This window comes from Andreprevotia chitinilytica DSM 18519 (assembly GCF_000711875.1).
Classification (GTDB): domain Bacteria; phylum Pseudomonadota; class Gammaproteobacteria; order Burkholderiales; family Chitinibacteraceae; genus Andreprevotia; species Andreprevotia chitinilytica.
The window spans coordinates 97896-116067 of record NZ_JONM01000011.1; the positions used below are offsets into that span (position 1 = coordinate 97896).

Here is an 18172-nt window from a genome sequence, read left to right on the forward strand (position 1 = left end):
CTGTTGTGAACGCGTTGCGGCTTCGCCGGCCGGGGAGCGCCGCTTGAATCAATCACGGCCGGGGTTGGCTGCTTTGGGCAACGCCCCCGGCCGGCAAAGCCGTCCGGGCTACGTAAAGCGACAGATGTCGGGGTGATGAGGTTCCGCGCTTGCAGCGCGGCTTAAAGACGATTCACGGTATCGAAAGAATAGCTGACCCCCAAACCGAGCAGGTTACTGTTGAGCTTGCCTTTCAGCGATTTGATGCGCCCCACATTCAGCTGGGCAGCCAGGTTTTTGCTGAACTGCATACCGATATACGCGACCGGCTGCACCAGGAAACCGCCGCTGGTATCGACGCCACCGCCGCCTGCTGCACCAGCCAGCATTTCAGCACCGGCGTATAAACCGGAACCGATTTCCGGGACACGATAACCGCCGCCGATCAGGCCGACAGAGTAGCCGCCCGCATTGCCACTGTAGGCGCTGTGTGCCTGGCCAGTCAGGTAGAGATTGTCGCTGACGTAGCGGTTCAATTGCAGCGTGACGCTGTCCATGTCGCGCTTGCTACCATCTTTACGCGCGGCGCCGAAGTAATGTTGGGTGCCGCCGATCCATTCATTCGCAACCACTGTCGCGCCACCGTCGGTGCTGAACGGATGATCGAGATCCCATTGCAACGCGACCGAGCCGTAGGTCGCACGGAAATTGCCGTTCGGCGAATCGACCATGCCACCTTCCAGATTGACGTCGAAATCCTTGCTCACATTCGCGCTAACGTAAACACCGGCCTTGACCATGATGCCGCCACCGACAGCAATCGCACCGCCACCACCCATGCCGAGGCCGACACGCGTGCCGAGTTTGAGGCTGTTGGTCACCGGGATTTCGGCACCGATGTTGGCGAGGTATTCGGCATAGCCGGCCACGCCACCGCTGCCAGCGCCGTTCGCTTCCAAGCCGGCGAAAACGTTAGGGTTGAGATAGCGCTCCATGCGCGTGCCTGCATAGGCTATCGACTGCTGCAGCGGTGCGCCGCTGATGAAGCTGGAATTATGCTTGGGCTGATAGCGCCCCACCACGATCATCGCGCGGTCAAAACCGACGCCGCTGCGCTCAGTGGGCGACCATGCATAATCGCCAGCGGCTACGTCGGTATGCAGGAAGTCAGTATCGAAGTCCAATATCAAGCCAAGCTGATTGCTGTTGATATGGCCGTTTGGAAAACGCACTTGCGACGCAGAAATGCCGGCACGGTAAGCACCGAAATCCCATGTCAGATCAGCATGCGGCCGTAGCATCAGACCGCCGCCAACCAGCGCGGTGCCGCCACCGCCGCCACCCGCATACACCCCGGTTTCCAGACTTAAACGCGATACCAGTGGGTGACGCCAGGTCAGTTCGCCGCCAATTGTATAAAAGCCGCCATGCTTGCCGCTGACCGACCCATACACCGAAGGACCGAAATACCACTCAGGCGAGAATTCAATCAGGTAGCTGGTATTGAGCATGCCCATGCTTTCATTACCGGGCAGTTTGATTTTTTCCAGACCGAAATGGAGCAAAGCATGTTCGGCCTTCAGCACTTCAGAGCCCTGCTCGGATTCGGCGGCATATGCACTTTTGCAGAGGCCGCCAAGGGCTGCGATGCATAGGCTGACGACCAGTGCCGACGTCTTTAGTGGATGAGATTTCATGTGTACGAGCAGGCTGATTTTCGAGGAAATTGATTTTACTGCCTTTGTCGCATATCTCAGTCCTCACCCTCTCCAAATGTGAAGGCGAAGCCGGAAAAGATACACGGCCGGAACGAGTCCTACTGTAGCCTTGGCGCTTTTTCATGCCCGCTCATCCCGCAACAAACGGGGCAAATGCCCCGCTTGATTAACGCCACATCGTGAATGGATTAGTTGATCTGACCGTCGACCAACCCGTCTTGCTGTGCCGCCATGCACCAGCCCTCCAGATCATCCTGCATCAGGTTGTGCGCTGCCTGCAGGCGCGACACCACCATCTGCACCAGATACTGCGGTTCAAACCCGTTCACGCTATTGAACGTGACGGGCTGATTGTCCTGATGACGAGGGGATGGGGTAAGGGGGAGTTGCAGGAGGTAGCCCGGACGGCTTCGCCGGCCGGGAAGCGCCGCTTGAATCAATCGCAGCCGGGGTTGGCTGCCTTGTTGGGATTTCGCTCAGTCAGGCAGCTTCTGCTGAACCATCCATTGGCCATCCGGGGCGAATAATTTTTCAGTCCGGAATTGACCAACCGTCTTGGCGTCAATCATTTCAGGCGACACCAACACCACTCTTGGAAAAGGCTTTCGTTCCAGCGCGCGCAGTGCGAGATCGAATGCAATTCGAGCCTGAATGACCGGGGAATTCGATGGGGCGGCCAGCATGGTGCCATTGCGAATCATCTCGACGATGGGCTCTGTCGCGTAATAGGAAACGACCTTGGTCTTCATGCCGTGTTGCTGATGCAAAAAACGAACAGTGGCTTCAGCGGCAGGTGCATTTGCCAAGACATAGTCTGGTGTCGTCTTGGCAAACAGGGCGCGAACCAAGTCCATCTGAGCGCCAATTTCCGGCATGCCATACCCGCCCGGTATGAGTTTCGTCCGCGTTGGCCCCAGCACTTTCTGCATGCCGTTCTCCGCATCCTGAACCCAGAGCATGCCTTTGGGGCCAGGGAACCAACCCACCGCGATCGATTTTTTACCCGCATCGTCACGAATGTATTGCGCAGCAATGGCGCTGAGTTGCTCGGTATCGGAGTCAACGTTGGCGGTCCCGTTGACTGATTTCACGCCATTGATCATGCCAATCACCACGATATGATGGCTGAGCGCTTCGGCGACTTCCGGATTCAATGCAGCAGGCGAAACCGCCGCCAGCAAGATCGCATCGGCGTTCTGGGCAATACAACTTTTGAGCTGGCTGCGCTGAACCGGCACATTTTCATACCCGCCAGCCTGATAGATGCCAAGTTTGACGTGGAGCCGGCGCGCTTCCTCCGAAATCCCCCAGGAAACGCCCCACCAGAACCTGTCCATGCCGTGTGGCAAGAGCGCACAAATTCGCCACTCCTTCGATACGGCGCTGAGCGGGCGGTAATCAAACGGCTTGCCATCCGCCATGGTTGCAACCGGAAACCAGTCTGTGGCAAAGACGGGCGACGCGGCAACCAGCAGGAAATATAGCCATGTTCGATATAGGCCAATCCAGTTGCTCCGAGTCAAAGCGCCTCCATTCAGCAAAATTGCGCCAAGGTAGCGCTACCTCGTGCCGAGATGGCGCTGTGAGTCACTATAGACTTGGATGTGCCTGATGATCGGGATGGCAACGAGCGGGGCTGTGCCCCGCTTCGGTGAACGGTTGTGAATGGATCAGTTGGCCTGATCGTCAGCCAACCGGCCTTGCTGCGCCGCCATGCACCAGCCCTCCAGATCATCCTGCATCAGGTTATGTGCCGCTTGCAGATTAACGTCGAGCGACACATAAGCTTGCCCAAATAGCTACAAACGACACATAAGCTTGCATTTTTGCATGCCAAACTGCCCTCTTACCGCAACGCTGGGCTAAAGAGTTTCCGCTGCCTGGTGCCGATGCTGGGCTTTTCGAGCCGTGCGATGAAACTGGCAAATCGGTGCGCTAGCGGATTGGGCAAATTCACATCAAGTAGCATCGGTCGCCGCCCCCCCTACCCCCCTTCCAAAAGGCGGGAATACAAGACTTTGAACACACCCTAACGCGCCACACTCTGCTGCCATTGGCTCGCGTGTTCACGGATGGCCTCCCACAGCCGCCCAGCCACAGGCCCATGTGGTCGATCGCGCCTGCGTGCCGCGACCAGCTCCACAACATTCCCCGGTAAGTAGTGCCCCGCAATCGACTGCAGTTGCCCGTCGCGCAATTCCTGGTCGATCAAGAAGCCTGGCAGGTGGCCCCAACCCATCCCGTGCAAGATGATCTCTTTTTTCATCAACTGATCGGCGACCGTGCATTGGTGTGCCCCCTCGATGATGAAATAGTTGCTGGGTGCCGAATGCCGGGCCGTATCGCGGATGACGCATTGGGTGAAGTCGCGCATCTGATCCGGCCTGATGGTGTCCGAGACCGGAAAGGGCAGAAAGCCGGTAGCAACCACCGGCACGAATGGCGTTGTGCCTAACTCGATCCATTCCAGCCGTGGGTTGCTTTTGTCCACGTGATGCAGGATGAGATCTGCCTCATTGTCGAAAAGGCGTTCCTGCGGGCCATCAATCGCTTCGAAATGCAGATCCAGGCGCGTTACCGGGCAACTCGAGAAGAAGCGGCTGAGCAGTGCCAGTATCGGCGGCCTTGGGCACACGTCGCCGATCACCACGCGTAACGTACTTTCCTCGCCCATCGCCAATTGCGCGGCATGCGCTTGCAGGCTTTCTGTTTCCCGCAGCAAGGTTTGTGCACGCTGCAAAAATGACAGGCCCGCTTCGGTTGCCTGCACTCGATATCCGCTGCGGTCTAGCAAGCTCAGATTGAGCTGTCGCTCCAACTTGGCGACTGCAGCAAACACGGCGGGGTGAGAGCGATGCAGCGCTGCTGCCGCTGCTTGGAAGCCACCGGTTCTGACCACCGCATCGAAGCATTGAAGCTCGTGAAGCGTGAAATCACTCATGTCTGTTTTACCTACAAAGATATTCCAATCTTTGTAATATATCTTGGATGCTCCCGCCACTAAGCTTCAGTTCAACCGAGTACGCCGAAACGCATTACGCGGCATCGAGCGCTACCGGCCTCACAACCTCAAGGGGGCTTTCAGGTTCCCTCAAACGATGACTTGGACAGGGTGCACCCACATGGAAAATCATTCCTTCTTCACCACCGGCGATGGCTGCAAGATTGCTTACCGCTTCGATGGCCCCGCAGACAAACCCGTGCTGATGCTGGCGAACTCCATCGCGACGACCTTGGAGATGTGGGATGCGCAAATCGCCAGCTTGACCCGGCATTTTCGGGTTCTGCGTTATGACTTGCGCGGTCATGGACAATCCGCAGCGCCGGCCGGTGCCTATTCGCTTGATCGCCTCGGTCGGGATGTCGTGGAGTTACTGGATGCGCTGGGTATCGAACAGGTGCATTTCTGCGGTTTATCCCTGGGCGGCATGGTCGGACAATGGCTCGGCATTTATGCTGCAGACCGGGTGGACCGCCTGATCCTGTGCAACACCTCGCCTTACCTCGGCCCGGCTGCTTATTTTGATGAAATGATTCGCGAGCTCTCTCACGCCAAGGACATGGTGGGCATGGCGGATATGTTCATTGGCAACTGGTTCCCTGCGTCCATGCGCGAGAACAAGAGCGCCGTGGTTGAGGGCTTTCACAAGATGGTGCAGACCACCTCGCCGCAAGGGCTTGCCGGCAATTTCGCTGCAGTGCGTGACATGGATTTGCGCCGCACTGTCGCCCTCATCGAGCGACCGACCCTCATCATCGCCGGGCAATACGATACGGTCACGCTGCTCAGCCATAGCGACCAGATCGCGACCGCCATCCACGGTGCCAAGCTCGTGGTTCTGCCTGCGGTTCACTTGTCGAACGTCGAATTTCCCGAAGCGTTTGTGGGCGAGGTACTGGCGTTTTTGCAATCCGCCACCTGACTGGACTAGGCAGGCGCGGCACTGGCCGGCAAGGCGGCACGCTTGAAAATGCACGGCCCTCTTCCGAAGAAGAGGGCCGCAAGTGCCAAGATGCATTACGCCCTTCGCTGGCAATTGCCGCTGATATACGGCTTTGTTGCACAAATCGGAGCCGGATCGCTGACCGGCGTGGGTATCGACGGAAAGCAGAGCGAATAGATTTTCCCTTGGTCCATTGACTGCAGCCGCTACCGGCCAGCAGGCGCAGCCATCATTTCATCGTTGATGAAGTCAGCATCGTCGAAGTGCTTGATCCACCAGCGCAAGGCCGGCCCTTGGTCGTTGCTGCGCCAGGCCAAGTAAAAGCGCTGGGGCGGCCGGGCCTCCCGCAGTTGCTTGACGACCAGTTCGCCACGGTCGATGTATGGCTGGGCGATGCAGGTCGGTAGGTGACCATAGCCCAGCCCAGCCAGTTGGGCTTCGAGCTTGGCGGCCACATTGGGCACGCTGAGATTGTCCTGGCCGGGAATGACATTGAGATTGCGTACCGACAGGCGATGCGAGGTATCGGCGATGGATACGATGCGATGGGTGACCAGCGTTTCCCATTCGAGCGGCTCGGGCGCGGCAGCAAGCGGATGCTGCGGGGCCACGCAAAATACGACCTGAAGTTGGCCGAGCGGTTGGAACGAAAGGCCGACGCCTGGCGGCGGATCGCCATTGGCACCGATAGCCAAATCGGCCCGCTGGGTAACCAGGGCATCCCACGACCCGCCCAGCACCTCGTGCCTGAAACGTAGCCGCGTGTGAGGGTTGTCGGCGTAGAACGCATCGAGCGCCGGCATCACACGCCCGAATGGCACCATCGCATCGACGGCGATGCTGAGCTCGGTCTCCCACCCGGTTTCGATACGCTTGGCGCGCGCCTCCAGCGTGGCGGCGGCGTGCAGCAGCCGCCTTCCCTCCTCCAGCAGCAAAGCGCCGGTCTTGGTGAGCTGGGCGCGATGACCGCTGCGGTCGAAGATGGTGACGTCCAGGTCGCTCTCCAGCTTCTGCACCAGGTAGCTGAGCGAGGATGGCACGCGGTGCAGTTCTTCAGCTGCGGCTGCGAAAGTGCCGCGACGATCGATGGCGTCGAGCACGGCAAGGGCTTCAAGGCTGATTCTCATGGTCAAAATTTTCGATTTAACTGGTTAAAACTATCCGTTTTCCTGCGCTTTTCGTACGGCATATAGTGGCATAACTCGCTTGCAATCATTGAAATTTAACGATCCTGCAGCACAGGTCGTACTTGCAAAGCTTATTACAATTTTTCGACAAAGAGACACTCAAGGAGTCTACGATGCCCATCGCCAAGGCCACCCCCGGCAAAAGCCTGCTGAACCCGACCGACCACACCCTCATCATGATCGACCATCAATCGCAGATGGCCTTCGCCACCAAGTCGATTGATCCGGTCCAGTTGCGCAACAACGCGGCGCTCGTTGCCAAGGCCGCCCGCGAATTCAAGGTCGCCACCATCCTGACCACGGTTGCCGAAAAATCCTTCTCCGGCCCAATGTTCGATGAGATCAAGTCGGTCTTCCCCGAGCACCCGGTGATCGACCGCACCACGATGAACACGTGGGAAGACGAGCGCATCGCCGTTGAGGTCAATCGTCTGGGCAAGGGCAAGATCGTGCTGGCCGGTCTGTGGACTTCCGTCTGCATCGTCGGCCCGGCCTTGTCCGCCCTCGACCAGGGCTTCGAAGTCTATGTGATCACCGATGCCAGCGGCGACATCAGCGATGAGGCGCACCAGCGGGCGGTAGAACGCATGGTGCAGCAAGGTGCCCGCCCGATGACCTCGCTGCAGTACCTCCTCGAACTGCAACGCGACTGGGCGCGCGGCGAAACCTATCACGAGACGGTCGCCACCTCCATCGCCCATGGCGGCGGTTACGGCTTGGGCTTGATCTACGCCAAGGCCATGTTCGGCGGCGCAGAAGGCCACTAACAGACCGTTGAAAAACAACTGCGAAGGGCCGGCTCGCGGCCAGGGCACCAAGGCCCTGGCTGCGCCATTGCCACCCGCGAACAAACCGCCACCAGCCAGCACACAAACGACATCAAGGAGCCCACCATGCACGCCGACATCATCCTGACAAATGGCCGCTTCACCACGCTAGACCGCCGCAACCCCAACCCCAAGGCCGTGGCAATCACCAGTGGCAAGTTCAGCGCGGTGGGCGATCTGGACGAAGTGATGGCCTTCGCCCATACCGATACGCAGATCATCGACCTCAAGGGCAAGCGCGTCATCCCCGGCCTCAACGACTCGCACTTGCACTTGATCCGCGGCGGGCTCAACTACAACCTCGAACTACGCTGGGAGGGCGTGCCTTCGCTGGCCGATGCGCTGGCCATGCTGCGCGAGCAGGCCGCGCGCACGCCATCGCCGCAGTGGGTACGCGTGGTGGGCGGCTGGACCGAATTCCAGTTCGCCGAGCGGCGTATGCCCACCCTCGACGAGATCAACGCGGCGGCGCCCGATACGCCGGTCTTCATCCTGCATCTGTACGATCGCGCCTTGCTCAACCGCGCGGCGCTGCGGGCCGTGGGCTACACCAAGGACACGCCCAACCCGCCTGGCGGCGAGATCCAGCGCGATGCACAGGGCAACCCCACCGGCATGCTGATCGCGCGGCCCAACGCCATGATCCTGTATGCCACCCTGGGTAAGGGGCCCAAGCTACCGCTTGAACTGCAAGTGAATTCAACACGGCAGTTCATGCGCGAGCTCAACCGCCTGGGCGTGACCAGTGCGATCGACGCCGGCGGCGGCTTTCAGAACTACCCTGACGACTACGAGGTGGTCGCGCAGTTGGCCAAGGACGAGCAGCTGACCGTGCGCATTGCCTACAACCTCTTCACCCAGCGCAAGGGCATGGAGCTGGACGATTTCAAGTCCTGGACCGCGCAGGTCAAACCCGGCGACGGCAGTGACTTCTATCGCCACAACGGCGCAGGCGAGATGCTAGTGTTCTCGGCAGCCGATTTTGAGGATTTCCTCGAACCCCGCCCCGATCTGGCGCCGGAGATGGAGGGCGAGCTGGAAAAGGTGGTGCGCCACCTCGTGGAGCATCGCTGGCCTTTCCGCCTGCATGCCACCTACGATGAGTCGATTGGCCGCATGCTCGACGTATTCGAGAAGGTGAACCGCGACATCCCATTCGATGGTCTGCACTGGCTGTTCGACCACGCCGAAACCATTTCGCCACGCAATATCGAGCGGGTGAAAGCACTGGGCGGTGGCATCGCCATTCAGCATCGCATGGCCTTCCAAGGCGAGTATTTCGTAGACCGCTACGGTGCCAAGGCCGCCGAGGCCACGCCACCGGTAGCACGCATGCTGGAAATGGGCGTGCCCGTAGGCGCTGGCACCGATGCCACCCGCGTCGCCAGCTACAACCCTTGGACGGCGTTGTATTGGCTGGTATCGGGCAAGACTGTGGGAGGCATGACGCTGTATGCGCCGCAGAACCGCCTCACCCGCGAAACCGCGTTGGAACTCTGGACGGCCGGCAGCGCCTGGTTCTCCAACGAGCAGGGCAAGAAGGGCCATATCGCCGTCGGCCAGCTGGCGGACCTTGCCGTGCTCTCGGCCGACTACATGCACGTGCCGGAGGAAGACATCAAGGCCATCGAATCGGTGATGACCATGGTGGGCGGCAAGGTGGTATATGGCGATGGCGACTTCGCCCCGCTGGCCCCGGCACCGCTACCCGTGCTGCCTGAATGGTCGCCGGTCAAGCTGGTCCCTGGGCACTACCGCCCCACTCCGGCCACGAGCCGTCTGCCGCATCAGTGCGTGGGCGCTTGTGGTGTGCATGGCCACTCGCATGACCGCGCGCGGCGCAGCGAGGTGCCGGCAGCGCAACCCCAGGGCTTCTGGGGCGCGCTGGGCTGCTCCTGCTTCGCCTTCTGAGGCCGGCCATGTTCGATCATCTCGCCAGCGAACTTACCGGGGTACTGGCGCCGTTGCGACACGGCGGCGGTGCCTGGCTGCTGCGTGCCGGCATGGCGGCAGTCTTCGTCTATAGCGCGCAGGACAAGCTGCGCCATCGCCCGGCGGCCTTGGCGGAGATACGGGAGAGCGGCCTGCAGCTGCCGGCCGCGATGCTGAGCGGCACCATCCTGGTCCAGGCACTGGGCGGGCTGATGCTGCTGAGCCTGACGCCGATTCTGGTCGCCTTGGGCGCGCTGATGCTGGCCAGCTTCACGTTGGTGGCGACGGTGCTGTTCCACCGCTTCTGGCTCACGCGGGGCGAGGTGCGGCAGCATCAGCTAACGGCCTTTCTGGAACACTTGGTGATGGTGAGCGGACTGCTCACCCTGACCGCGCAACAACTGGGAGCATGTTGATGGCGCTGATCAATCCAAATCGTGGCGCCTCGGCGCTTGCCCTGGTCGCGGGCTATGTCGACACGCTGGGGTTCGTGGCGCTGTTTGGCCTGTTCACGGCCCACGTCACCGGTAACTTCGTGTTGATCGGCAGCGAGCTGGCAAAGCCAGGGCATGGCGTGCTGCTCAAGCTGCTGGTCTTCCCGGCTTTTATCCTGGCCGTGGCCCTCAGCCGCCTGATCAGCCTGCACTACGAGCGCCGCGCGCGTTCGCCCGTGCGATTGTTGTTGATGCTGGAGGCGGTTCTGCTGCTCGCCTTCATGGCTGCCGGCATGCAAGCCGCACCGATCGCGTCGCCGGGCACGCCCATGGCCATCATCGCTGGCCTAGCCGGCGCCATGGCCATGGGCATCCAGAACGGACTCGGGCGGTTGGCCCTGGCAAAGCTAACGCCGACGACCGTGATGACGGGCAACGTCACCCAGCTCGTCATCGACCTGGTCGACATGGCCATAGGCAGTACAAAGACGGAAACGCGTGCCCGCATCATCAAGCAATTGGGGCCGATTACAGGCTTCGGACTGGGCGCGCTCGCCGGTGCCTTGGGATATGAGCACCTGGGATTCATGGCCTTGCTCGCCCCCATCACGCTGGTGGCCGCCTTGGCCCTGGAGCCCTCAACGCTCACCCCGCCTGAGCCAATCCAAGGGTCTGCGACCCTTTAGCGGCCCGCACCTTTTTGACTGGCTTCCTCAACGCCGTGTCGCGCATGACCTCGACATCGTGAGAGTCCGAACATTGGGTGGGCGCGCACCAGGAGAGGCGATGGTTGCACGTTTTAAGGTCTCAACGCAGCGTATCGGCGATGGTCTGAACCGATTGGACCAGCCAGTCCAGGCCCGGGTCGGATCGGGTTGATGCGTGCCGCATCAGGCTGATGGGAAAGCGCTCTATCTCCAACGGTGGGTCAAGTAAACGCAGGCCGAACTTGGCACCGAACCGCTTGGCGAGTTGACTGGGTACCGTGGCGACCAGATCACTTGCGGCAGCCGCAGCCAAGGCGGTCAGGAACATTGGCACGCTAACGCGCACACGACGTTTCAAACCTTGTCTTGCCAGTGCTTCATCGACCATGCCGGTCAGTTGTCCGGTAAACGACACCAGCACGTGGTCCAGGGAGATATAGGTCTCCAGGCTCAGCGGCATGGTCACGGCCGGGTGATCCTGACGGGCGACGACGACAAAGCGCTCTTGCAGAAGAATCGTGGATTCAAACTCCTCCGGCAGTTCATAGAAACGACCGATCGCCAGATCGATGTCGTCCCTGCGCAGGGCTTCAAGGGCGGGCCTGCCCACGGCAAAGCGCGTTGTCAGCCCTGCTCCTGGGGCCTCCACCATCAACTTCGCCAGCAGTGGCTCTCCAATCAAGGTTGAAACGAGGTCATTGGCGGCTAATCTGAACAACCGGCCTGACGTCGCTGGATCAAATGCGGACGGCGTGCTGACGACATCCTGAGTGAGTTGCAAAAGCGCGCGGACTTTGGGCGTCAATTCGAGCGCGCGCCGGGTAGGGGTCAGGCCGTCGGGGCGACGCAGGAAAAGTGGATCGTCAAACAGATCGCGCAGCCGCGCCAAGGCATGGCTGATCGCCGACTGGCTCAGTCCCAGCCGCTCTGCCACCACGGTCGTGCGTTCATGCCGCACCAGTTCGTCAAAAATCAGGAGCAGTGAGAAATCCAATCGCCTGATCTTAGCTTTATCGATATCCATAATGAAAAGATATCAGTTTGATTGTAATAAACCCAAGCCTACCATGCCGCTGATTGCCAAACGTGCTCGCTTGCAGATCGCAACGCCTTCCTCACCAAGGACCGATCATGACTACCGAATACATTCGTTATGAACTGACAAAGCACAGCGGCGAAGAACTGATCCTGGCCTACCGGACGGCTTGCGAGTGCCTGCAAGCGTCGCCCGAGTGCCTCGGTTACGACCTGACCCGGTGCGAAGAGGCACCAACCTCATTTGTCTTGCGCATCCACTGGACCTCTACCGAGGACCATCTGCAGAAATTCCGCAAAGGCCCGCAATTTCCCGATTTCTTTGCTGCGGTGAAGCCTTTTATCGACGAAATCGTCGAGATGCGTCACTACGCGAGCACCGGGCTCGCGTGGACACGTTGAGCGCGGTCAGGCCGATTTCCCCCAAAACCACGGAGAGCACGTTGCAATGAGCTTGAAAAACCCCAATCGCGTTCATGCTGCAAAACCCAAACGGGTTGCCATCGTCTTGGCAAATCCAGCGACCTCCACCACCACCGGCTGGCCCGTGGGTTTTTGGTGGAGCGAGCTGACCCATCCGTACTTCGCTTTCTCGGAACAGGGCTATGAAGTCGCGCTGTTCTCACCCGAGGGCGGCAAATGCGAGGCGGATTCGCTCAGCGATCCGCGTGATCCATCCGGCTATTCCAAAACCGATCTGATTTCGATGGGGTTCATCGCAACGCCCGAATTGATGGCCTTGGTCGAAAACACACAGCCAGTGAGTGCCATCAAACTCGATGCCTTCGATGCCATCCTGGTCGCCGGCGGCCAATCGCCCATGTTCAGCTTCGACACGGCCGACGGGCTGGTCGCCAAGTTCGTTGAGTTCTACGAAGCCGGCAAGGTGGCCGCCGCGCTCTGCCACGGTGTTGCAATCTTGAAGTACGCACGGCTTTCAAACGGCGAGTTTCTCGCCAAGGGCAAAACCGTGACCGGGTTTGCCAATGTCGAGGAAGACTTTGCCGATGAGGCCGTGTGGTCGATGAACTTGTTGCCCAAAGACAAGCACGTCATGCCTTGGCGGATCGAAGACACGCTAAAGTCGATGGGCGCCAATTTCATTCAGGCCGGGCTGTGGCGCAGCTTTTCGGTGCGCGACGGCAATCTAATCACCGGCCAGCAGAATTTTTCGGGCATGGAAACCGCCGAGTTGGTGATCGAAGCATTGGGGGCCTGAAGATGACCGAGCCCGTCGACCAACAGATGCACATGGCCGCTGGATCAAGCGGTGCCCCAAGCGCCGCCGAACCTGCCCTCGTCATCCATAGCCGAGAGCAACTGCTGCACACCCTGAGCGAAGCCGCCGAGATCGAGCACAACCTGATGTGCTGCTACCTCTATGCCAGCTGGAGCTTGAAGACCGAAGCCGATGATCCGCCGGATGAGCGCGACGAACTACAGCGTTGGCGGCGCATCATTCTGGATGTCGCCATCGACGAAATGGCGCACCTGGCCTTGGTCGGCAACCTCATGAACGCCATCGGCGGCGTTGCGCATTTCAACCGGCCTAATTTTCCGATCGCGCCGGGCTACCATCCTGCCGCCATGCAGGTACGGCTGGCACCGTTCAATCGCGACACACTGCAGCATTTCGTGCACCTGGAGCGCCCCGAAGGCGACGATGAGCCCGATGGTGCCGGCTTCGCGCATACCAGCACCTATGTGCGCGGCTTGCATGGCCTGACGCTGACACCCACCGCGCAGGACTATCTCACGGTCGGCCATCTTTACCGTTCGGTCGAGGCGGGCCTGCGCGCCTTGAGCGAAACACTCGGCGAAGCTGCGCTGTTCTGCGGCGATCCCGCTTTGCAGGTCGGCCCTTCGGTGGTCGGGCTCAAGGGCTTGATCGCGGTCACGGACCTCGCATCCGCCTGCCAGGCGATTGCAACCATCGTCGAGCAAGGCGAAGGCGCGCAGGACAACGCTCCCGACGGGCACTACCACCGTTTCATTTCCGTGCGCGAGGCCTATGAGGCCATGCTGGCCCGGAATCCGGACTTTGTACCGGCCCATCCGGCGGCCACCAACCCGGTCATGCGCAAACCGCCCGACCCACAAGGCCGCGTTTGGGTAGCAAATGCGGAGGCGCAATCCGTGCTGGATCTCGCCAATGCAACCTATGAGCTGATGCTGCAATGCCTGGCGCAAGGTTTTGCCGCCAATGACCAGGCCGAGAAAAAGCTCATGATCGATGCCGCCATCAAGTTGATGCAGGCGGTCGATCCGCTCGGCAAGCAGTTGGCCCGCATCAAGGCGAATGATCAGGATGCCTGTAATGCGGGCATGAGCTTCGCCGCCTTGCGGCAGGTGGCCTCGCCCGCCGCCGCGCAGGTGGCCATCCCCACGTTTGCCCATCGGTTGAAGACGCTGGTTGATGCAGGCCAAGCCCAGCTGCAGACCCCGCGCATGCGCACGGCGGTCGCCGCGCTCGAACGGGTGCATGCACAGCTTGCCGCCTTTGGGGGCAAGCCGCTTGCCAGTGCATTCACCCAGCCGCAGGTCATCACTGCGGCTGCCCCAGGCGTTGCAGCGCAACCCGCGCTGCCCACTGCGCAGCCGCCAGCTGCGGGCCAGCCGGAAATCGTCGAGGGTGAAAAACTCACCCTGATCGTCGACGGGCAACGTTGTATCCACGCCCGCCATTGCGTGACGGGCGCACCGAAAACCTTCGTGGCGAATGTGGTGGGCCCATGGTTGCACCCCGATGAGACCGATGTGGAGACATTGGTCGGGATTGCCCATGCCTGCCCATCCGGTGCGGTCGCCTATCGACGCAAGGACGGTAAGACCAATGAGGCCGCACCGCCGGTCAACATGCTGCGCCTGCGGGAAAACGGCCCCTATGCCATCCATGCCCCCTTGGTGATTGCGGGAGGAGAACAAGGCTTTCGCGCCACGCTGTGCCGCTGCGGGGCTTCGAAAAACAAACCCTATTGCGATGGCTCCCACGCAGCAGCAGATTTTGTTGCCAGTGGCGAACCGGCAACCGTCAGCCTAGAGCCTTTAGCCGCCCGTGACGGCACGTTGCAGATCGAACCGCAGCAAAATGGGCCACTTGCCGTCTCCGGCAATCTGGAGCTTTGCACTGGCAACGGCCGTGTGGTGCAACGGGTGACAGAGACGCGGTTGTGTCGCTGCGGCCATTCCCAAGCCAAGCCGTTCTGCGATGGTAGTCACCGCGCGATTGGCTTTATCGCGCCGGGTGCGTAACCGTACATTACGCGCACTTATAAGACGTCACCATGATGCTGGTTCTTGTGATCGATCTGGAAGCAACGTGCGCGAACGACGAAAGCATTCTGATCGTACTGAACCGGTGATCCCTGTATCAGGCATGAAGCCCCGACCTGCGGGACTTTTGTCTTTCTGGCCGTAGTGTGAACGGGCACCGCTTCATAGAAGCCCGTCTTGGTCAGCCCTTGCAAAAGCCGAAGTCATTGAGTCGTGCGGGCAGGCCGTCAGGGCACCGGAAAAACGACGGTAGGCGATCTGTGCGAGAGTAAGCCTGCCCTCGCTCCGTGCTGCTTCGAACGACAGGCCTGAGATGGGGCTTGGCTTCTAAAAGCGTTTCGGGAATGTATCGTTGCATCATCCCCATTGCTTGGCGCTGAAGGGTGTCTTTTCGTACCCTGCGCTTCGCTGCTGCATATTCGTGATACATGTTTACCAAGTTAACAATATCTACATGCGTCTTTCCATTCGCGGCGGGGATGGTCAGGCGATTCTGCTGCGCATCGTATTGCCAAGCACGGGTGTCTCCCAGTGCCCGTAGCTTATTGATAAACAGATCGGCATATCGGCCTGGAGAGGGCGTTAGGAAACGAGCGATGAGGGAGATTGGTAAAGGTATAAGGTTATCCGAACGGATGTTCGGCAATTATTAGTTGGGAATAGCCTTTGGGATATGTGAAGCGGATGCCAAATTCCGACCAATGTCCCCTAGAAGTCACTTGGCATGCAAGGCTCCGTGCGAAGCGGACGGGCCCCTAGCACCAAGTTTTTTACTACCAAAAACCCAAGGCAACACACGGGCGATGTTCCGTCGGCCGTCTCTCTGACGCGCCATTCCATTGCTAGATTGGGCATGACCTTGGCAGTGACTGGCGCACCTGCAGCCTCCCTCCCTCCGCTGCGGATTTGCAAACTAAAGTGCTTGCTTTTTTATCCCGCACATCGGTCTTGCTTATGACCAAACCTGCCACATCGTTCAAAACAGAAGAAATATCTTTTAAATCATACCCATAGCTTTCATCAGCCATCGCTACTGAACGGTACATGCCTCCATCCTGACGAGAACCCGTTCGTCTGCTGACCAATGGCAATCGCAAATCCGCCCGCTTCTCTGGTAAAAACGCCACCAAATAAATCACCCTATTTACAATAAATACAATTATGAGTAGGCACTTTAGAAGAGAGTCTGGTTTTACGGTCATTGAGCTGCTTGTTGTCATTGCCATTTTGAGTATCTTGATGGCAATCGCTATCCCAGCCTACCAAAGCTATCTGCGCAAGGGAAAAGCCAAATCCGCCGCCGGTGACCTAACGGCATTAAGCCTGTTTCTGGAGAATAGTTTCCAGAAGACGCTGGCTTACCCGACGATCGCTCAAACCACCGACACGACGACGACCAATTCGTCGCTCACCACTGCAGGCATCAACGGGTGGGCCGCGTCGCAATCCTCGGCATTCGCTTACAAGGTTGTCTCCACCGCGAGCACCTACACCCTGACTGCTGACGGCACCGGCAGCATGACCGGCTGCACACTCACGCTGAATAACACCAATTCGCGATCTGCGACTTCTACCTGCGGGTTTACCACATGGTAACGAGCCAAAGAGGCTTCACCCTGGTTGAAGTCATGATCGTCGTCGCCCTCATGGGGATTCTGCTGGCCATCGCCATCCCGTCGGTCAACGATTACATGGCAACGGCCACGCTACAGAAGACTTCAAGCCAACTGGTCCAAGCGTATCGGCAAGCACAAGCAGTCGCCCTGCGGAATCCGACCGGCAACAGCACAACCGCGGCGGGGCTCAAGCTCAGCCAAGGCATGTTGCTCATTTGTGCGGGCGACCCCACTGCAAGCACGTGCTCGGCAACAGGCACCACCTTCGTTATGCAAAGCACCATTTCCGCCAGCGTCGCGCTCAACGGCACCAGCAACAGCTGGAGCTTGGCATTCAGCAGCACAGGCATCCCGGCTGCAGGCACTTCTTATTCCATCAGTAACGGAGGCCGCAGTGTCAGTGGCACCTTGCAATAATCGCGCCGTCGTGCCGCACCGCCAGCGCGGCGACATGCTCATTGAAGCCCTGGTCGGCATGCTACTGATGGCAGTCCTTGGGCTAGGGCTGACCTATGCCGCATCGCGCACCATGACAAGCCAACGCTATATGAACACCCAGAACCTGGCCGTGGAGCAACTGCGCGAAAAGCTGCAGACCACCGGCTTGTCAGGGCTGTGTGCGGCAGGCACAACCGGGGCGAGCATCCAGATCGGCGGTCAGTCCTCCACCCTGCAGGCCACGAATTGCACCAGAGCGGCGGTAACAATCAGTGGAACAGGTGTACCCAGCGGGGCGATCAGCAGCAGCAATGCACCGTATATCAACGCCACCGTGGGTACTGCTGCGACGGATAGCAACGCGGCGCTGTTCGGTGGCAATGGCCAGGTTTCGGTAGCGCAATGATGAGGCGTGCCGCACCTAACGCCCAGCAAGGCTTCTCAATCGTCAGCCTGATGGTCGCCGCTGCATTGGCGATGATGATCACCATCGCCATGCTGTCGCTCTATGTGAGCACCACCAAAATCACCAAGGTATCCAAAGCGGGCGCCACGCAAGATGGCCAGATTGCCAGCGGGTTTCTGGTCGGCCAGCTCAACTTGCAAGGGGCAGGTTATGGCCTGACCACGGCAGCGCTCAATACAGATCTCGTTCTGGTTCAGGGCGCCACCCTGGATAGCGCAACTAAGAAATTGAGCGGCACAGCAGCCAACATCATCACCACGGCCGTCACCGGCAATGCGGTGATTTGGGGCAGCAACACCAGCGGCAGCTATCAATGCGCCGGGCTCTTCACCCCCAGCACCGGTGGGTTATTGCTACTCACCCCTGCCAGTTGCACCAACGCCAGCAGCGCCTGGAACACCGTGACATGGACCACGACATCGGTCATTGGAAGTGTCGCGGTCACCATGACTGCAACCAAGACCGCCGCCGCAGGTTGCCAGCCATTTGGCATTGTCGATCCAAACGGTGTCAAAGGTGGGGCCATTGTCGCGCTAAGCGCCAGCAACAGCAGCGCCAGCAGTTCGACGACCTCGTCAACTTGCCTCGCCAACTTCGCCGCTTCGTGAGGAAGCCC

General features: G+C 59.7%; 19 protein-coding genes. 12 read left to right on the forward strand and 7 right to left on the reverse strand.

What is annotated here, in order from left to right; genetic code table 11:
* Positions 1-161 precede the first annotated feature (161 nt).
* The 4 genes from BR41_RS15145 to BR41_RS15155 all read right to left on the reverse strand — a co-directional run bounded on the left by BR41_RS15145 (position 162) and on the right by BR41_RS15155 (position 4638).
* On the reverse strand, positions 162-1676 hold the full coding sequence (locus BR41_RS15145) for a hypothetical protein (protein WP_051711038.1): 1515 nt from the start codon (positions 1674-1676) through the stop codon (positions 162-164).
* A 209-nt stretch (positions 1677-1885) separates the two neighbouring features.
* Positions 1886-2026 carry a hypothetical protein gene (locus BR41_RS24220; RefSeq protein WP_156970723.1) on the reverse strand — a complete coding sequence of 47 codons (141 nt, stop codon included), beginning with the start codon at positions 2024-2026 and terminating at the stop codon, positions 1886-1888.
* 147 nt (positions 2027-2173) lie between these two features.
* Positions 2174-3238, reverse strand: a complete 1065-nt coding sequence (gene torT / locus BR41_RS15150) for a TMAO reductase system periplasmic protein TorT (RefSeq protein WP_308417276.1) — start codon at positions 3236-3238, stop codon at positions 2174-2176.
* A 488-nt stretch (positions 3239-3726) separates the two neighbouring features.
* The gene (locus BR41_RS15155; RefSeq protein WP_035058477.1) at positions 3727-4638 is read right to left on the reverse strand and encodes a LysR family transcriptional regulator; all 912 of its coding nucleotides are present in this window, start codon (positions 4636-4638) and stop codon (positions 3727-3729) included.
* Between the two features lie 181 nt (positions 4639-4819).
* Between BR41_RS15155 and BR41_RS15160 the strand changes: the two genes are divergently transcribed.
* Entirely contained in the window at positions 4820-5620 is an 801-nt protein-coding gene (locus BR41_RS15160; RefSeq protein ID WP_035058490.1) for an alpha/beta fold hydrolase, read from the forward strand.
* 227 nt (positions 5621-5847) lie between these two features.
* Here BR41_RS15160 and BR41_RS15165 read toward each other — a convergent pair whose 3' ends face one another.
* Positions 5848-6768 carry a LysR family transcriptional regulator gene (locus BR41_RS15165; RefSeq protein ID WP_035058492.1) on the reverse strand — a complete coding sequence of 307 codons (921 nt, stop codon included), beginning with the start codon at positions 6766-6768 and terminating at the stop codon, positions 5848-5850.
* 173 nt (positions 6769-6941) lie between these two features.
* On the opposite strand from BR41_RS15165, the gene BR41_RS15170 reads away from it, so the two are divergent.
* From BR41_RS15170 to BR41_RS15185, 4 genes are all read left to right on the forward strand, one after another.
* Positions 6942-7595, forward strand: coding sequence for a hydrolase (locus BR41_RS15170; protein ID WP_035058495.1), 654 nt, complete (start codon positions 6942-6944; stop codon positions 7593-7595).
* Between the two features lie 126 nt (positions 7596-7721).
* Positions 7722-9566 carry an amidohydrolase gene (locus BR41_RS15175; protein ID WP_035058498.1) on the forward strand — a complete coding sequence of 615 codons (1845 nt, stop codon included), beginning with the start codon at positions 7722-7724 and terminating at the stop codon, positions 9564-9566.
* Between the two features lie 8 nt (positions 9567-9574).
* Positions 9575-10003, forward strand: coding sequence for a DoxX family protein (locus BR41_RS15180; RefSeq protein ID WP_051711040.1), 429 nt, complete (start codon positions 9575-9577; stop codon positions 10001-10003).
* The gene (locus BR41_RS15185; protein WP_051711072.1) at positions 10003-10707 is read left to right on the forward strand and encodes a YoaK family protein; all 705 of its coding nucleotides are present in this window, start codon (positions 10003-10005) and stop codon (positions 10705-10707) included. Before BR41_RS15180 ends, BR41_RS15185 begins: the two co-directional genes overlap by 1 nt.
* Positions 10708-10828: 121 nt before the next feature.
* On the opposite strand, the gene BR41_RS15190 is transcribed toward BR41_RS15185, so the two are convergent.
* Positions 10829-11752, reverse strand: coding sequence for a LysR family transcriptional regulator (locus tag BR41_RS15190; RefSeq protein ID WP_035058501.1), 924 nt, complete (start codon positions 11750-11752; stop codon positions 10829-10831).
* A 107-nt stretch (positions 11753-11859) separates the two neighbouring features.
* Between BR41_RS15190 and BR41_RS15195 the strand changes: the two genes are divergently transcribed.
* From BR41_RS15195 to BR41_RS23670, 3 genes are read left to right on the forward strand one after another with little or no spacing between them, the layout of a single operon-like run.
* A complete protein-coding gene (locus BR41_RS15195; RefSeq protein ID WP_035058504.1) occupies positions 11860-12165 on the forward strand; it encodes a putative quinol monooxygenase in 306 nt (101 codons plus the stop codon).
* A gap of 46 nt (positions 12166-12211) precedes the next feature.
* A complete protein-coding gene (locus BR41_RS15200) occupies positions 12212-12982 on the forward strand; it encodes a type 1 glutamine amidotransferase domain-containing protein (protein WP_035058506.1) in 771 nt (256 codons plus the stop codon).
* Positions 12983-12984: 2 nt separating this feature from the next.
* Positions 12985-15015 (forward strand): ferritin-like domain-containing protein, encoded by a 2031-nt coding sequence (locus tag BR41_RS23670; RefSeq protein ID WP_084187234.1) that lies wholly within the window; start codon positions 12985-12987, stop codon positions 15013-15015.
* A gap of 863 nt (positions 15016-15878) precedes the next feature.
* On the opposite strand, the gene BR41_RS24690 is transcribed toward BR41_RS23670, so the two are convergent.
* The gene (locus tag BR41_RS24690) at positions 15879-16238 is read right to left on the reverse strand and encodes a hypothetical protein (RefSeq protein ID WP_169741310.1); all 360 of its coding nucleotides are present in this window, start codon (positions 16236-16238) and stop codon (positions 15879-15881) included.
* 37 nt (positions 16239-16275) lie between these two features.
* Between BR41_RS24690 and BR41_RS15210 the strand changes: the two genes are divergently transcribed.
* Genes BR41_RS15210 through BR41_RS15225 form a run of 4 tightly spaced genes read left to right on the forward strand, consistent with a single transcriptional unit; the run spans position 16276 to position 18164 of the window.
* Positions 16276-16632: a type IV pilin protein gene (locus BR41_RS15210; protein WP_051711042.1), complete on the forward strand. Its 357-nt coding sequence runs from the start codon at positions 16276-16278 to the stop codon at positions 16630-16632.
* Positions 16626-17069, forward strand: a complete 444-nt coding sequence (locus tag BR41_RS15215) for a type II secretion system protein (protein WP_084187235.1) — start codon at positions 16626-16628, stop codon at positions 17067-17069. Before BR41_RS15210 ends, BR41_RS15215 begins: the two co-directional genes overlap by 7 nt.
* The gene (locus tag BR41_RS23060) at positions 17047-17496 is read left to right on the forward strand and encodes a PulJ/GspJ family protein (protein WP_156970725.1); all 450 of its coding nucleotides are present in this window, start codon (positions 17047-17049) and stop codon (positions 17494-17496) included. Before BR41_RS15215 ends, BR41_RS23060 begins: the two co-directional genes overlap by 23 nt.
* Positions 17493-18164: a PilW family protein gene (locus tag BR41_RS15225; RefSeq protein WP_156970726.1), complete on the forward strand. Its 672-nt coding sequence runs from the start codon at positions 17493-17495 to the stop codon at positions 18162-18164. Before BR41_RS23060 ends, BR41_RS15225 begins: the two co-directional genes overlap by 4 nt.
* Positions 18165-18172: the final 8 nt, after the last annotated feature.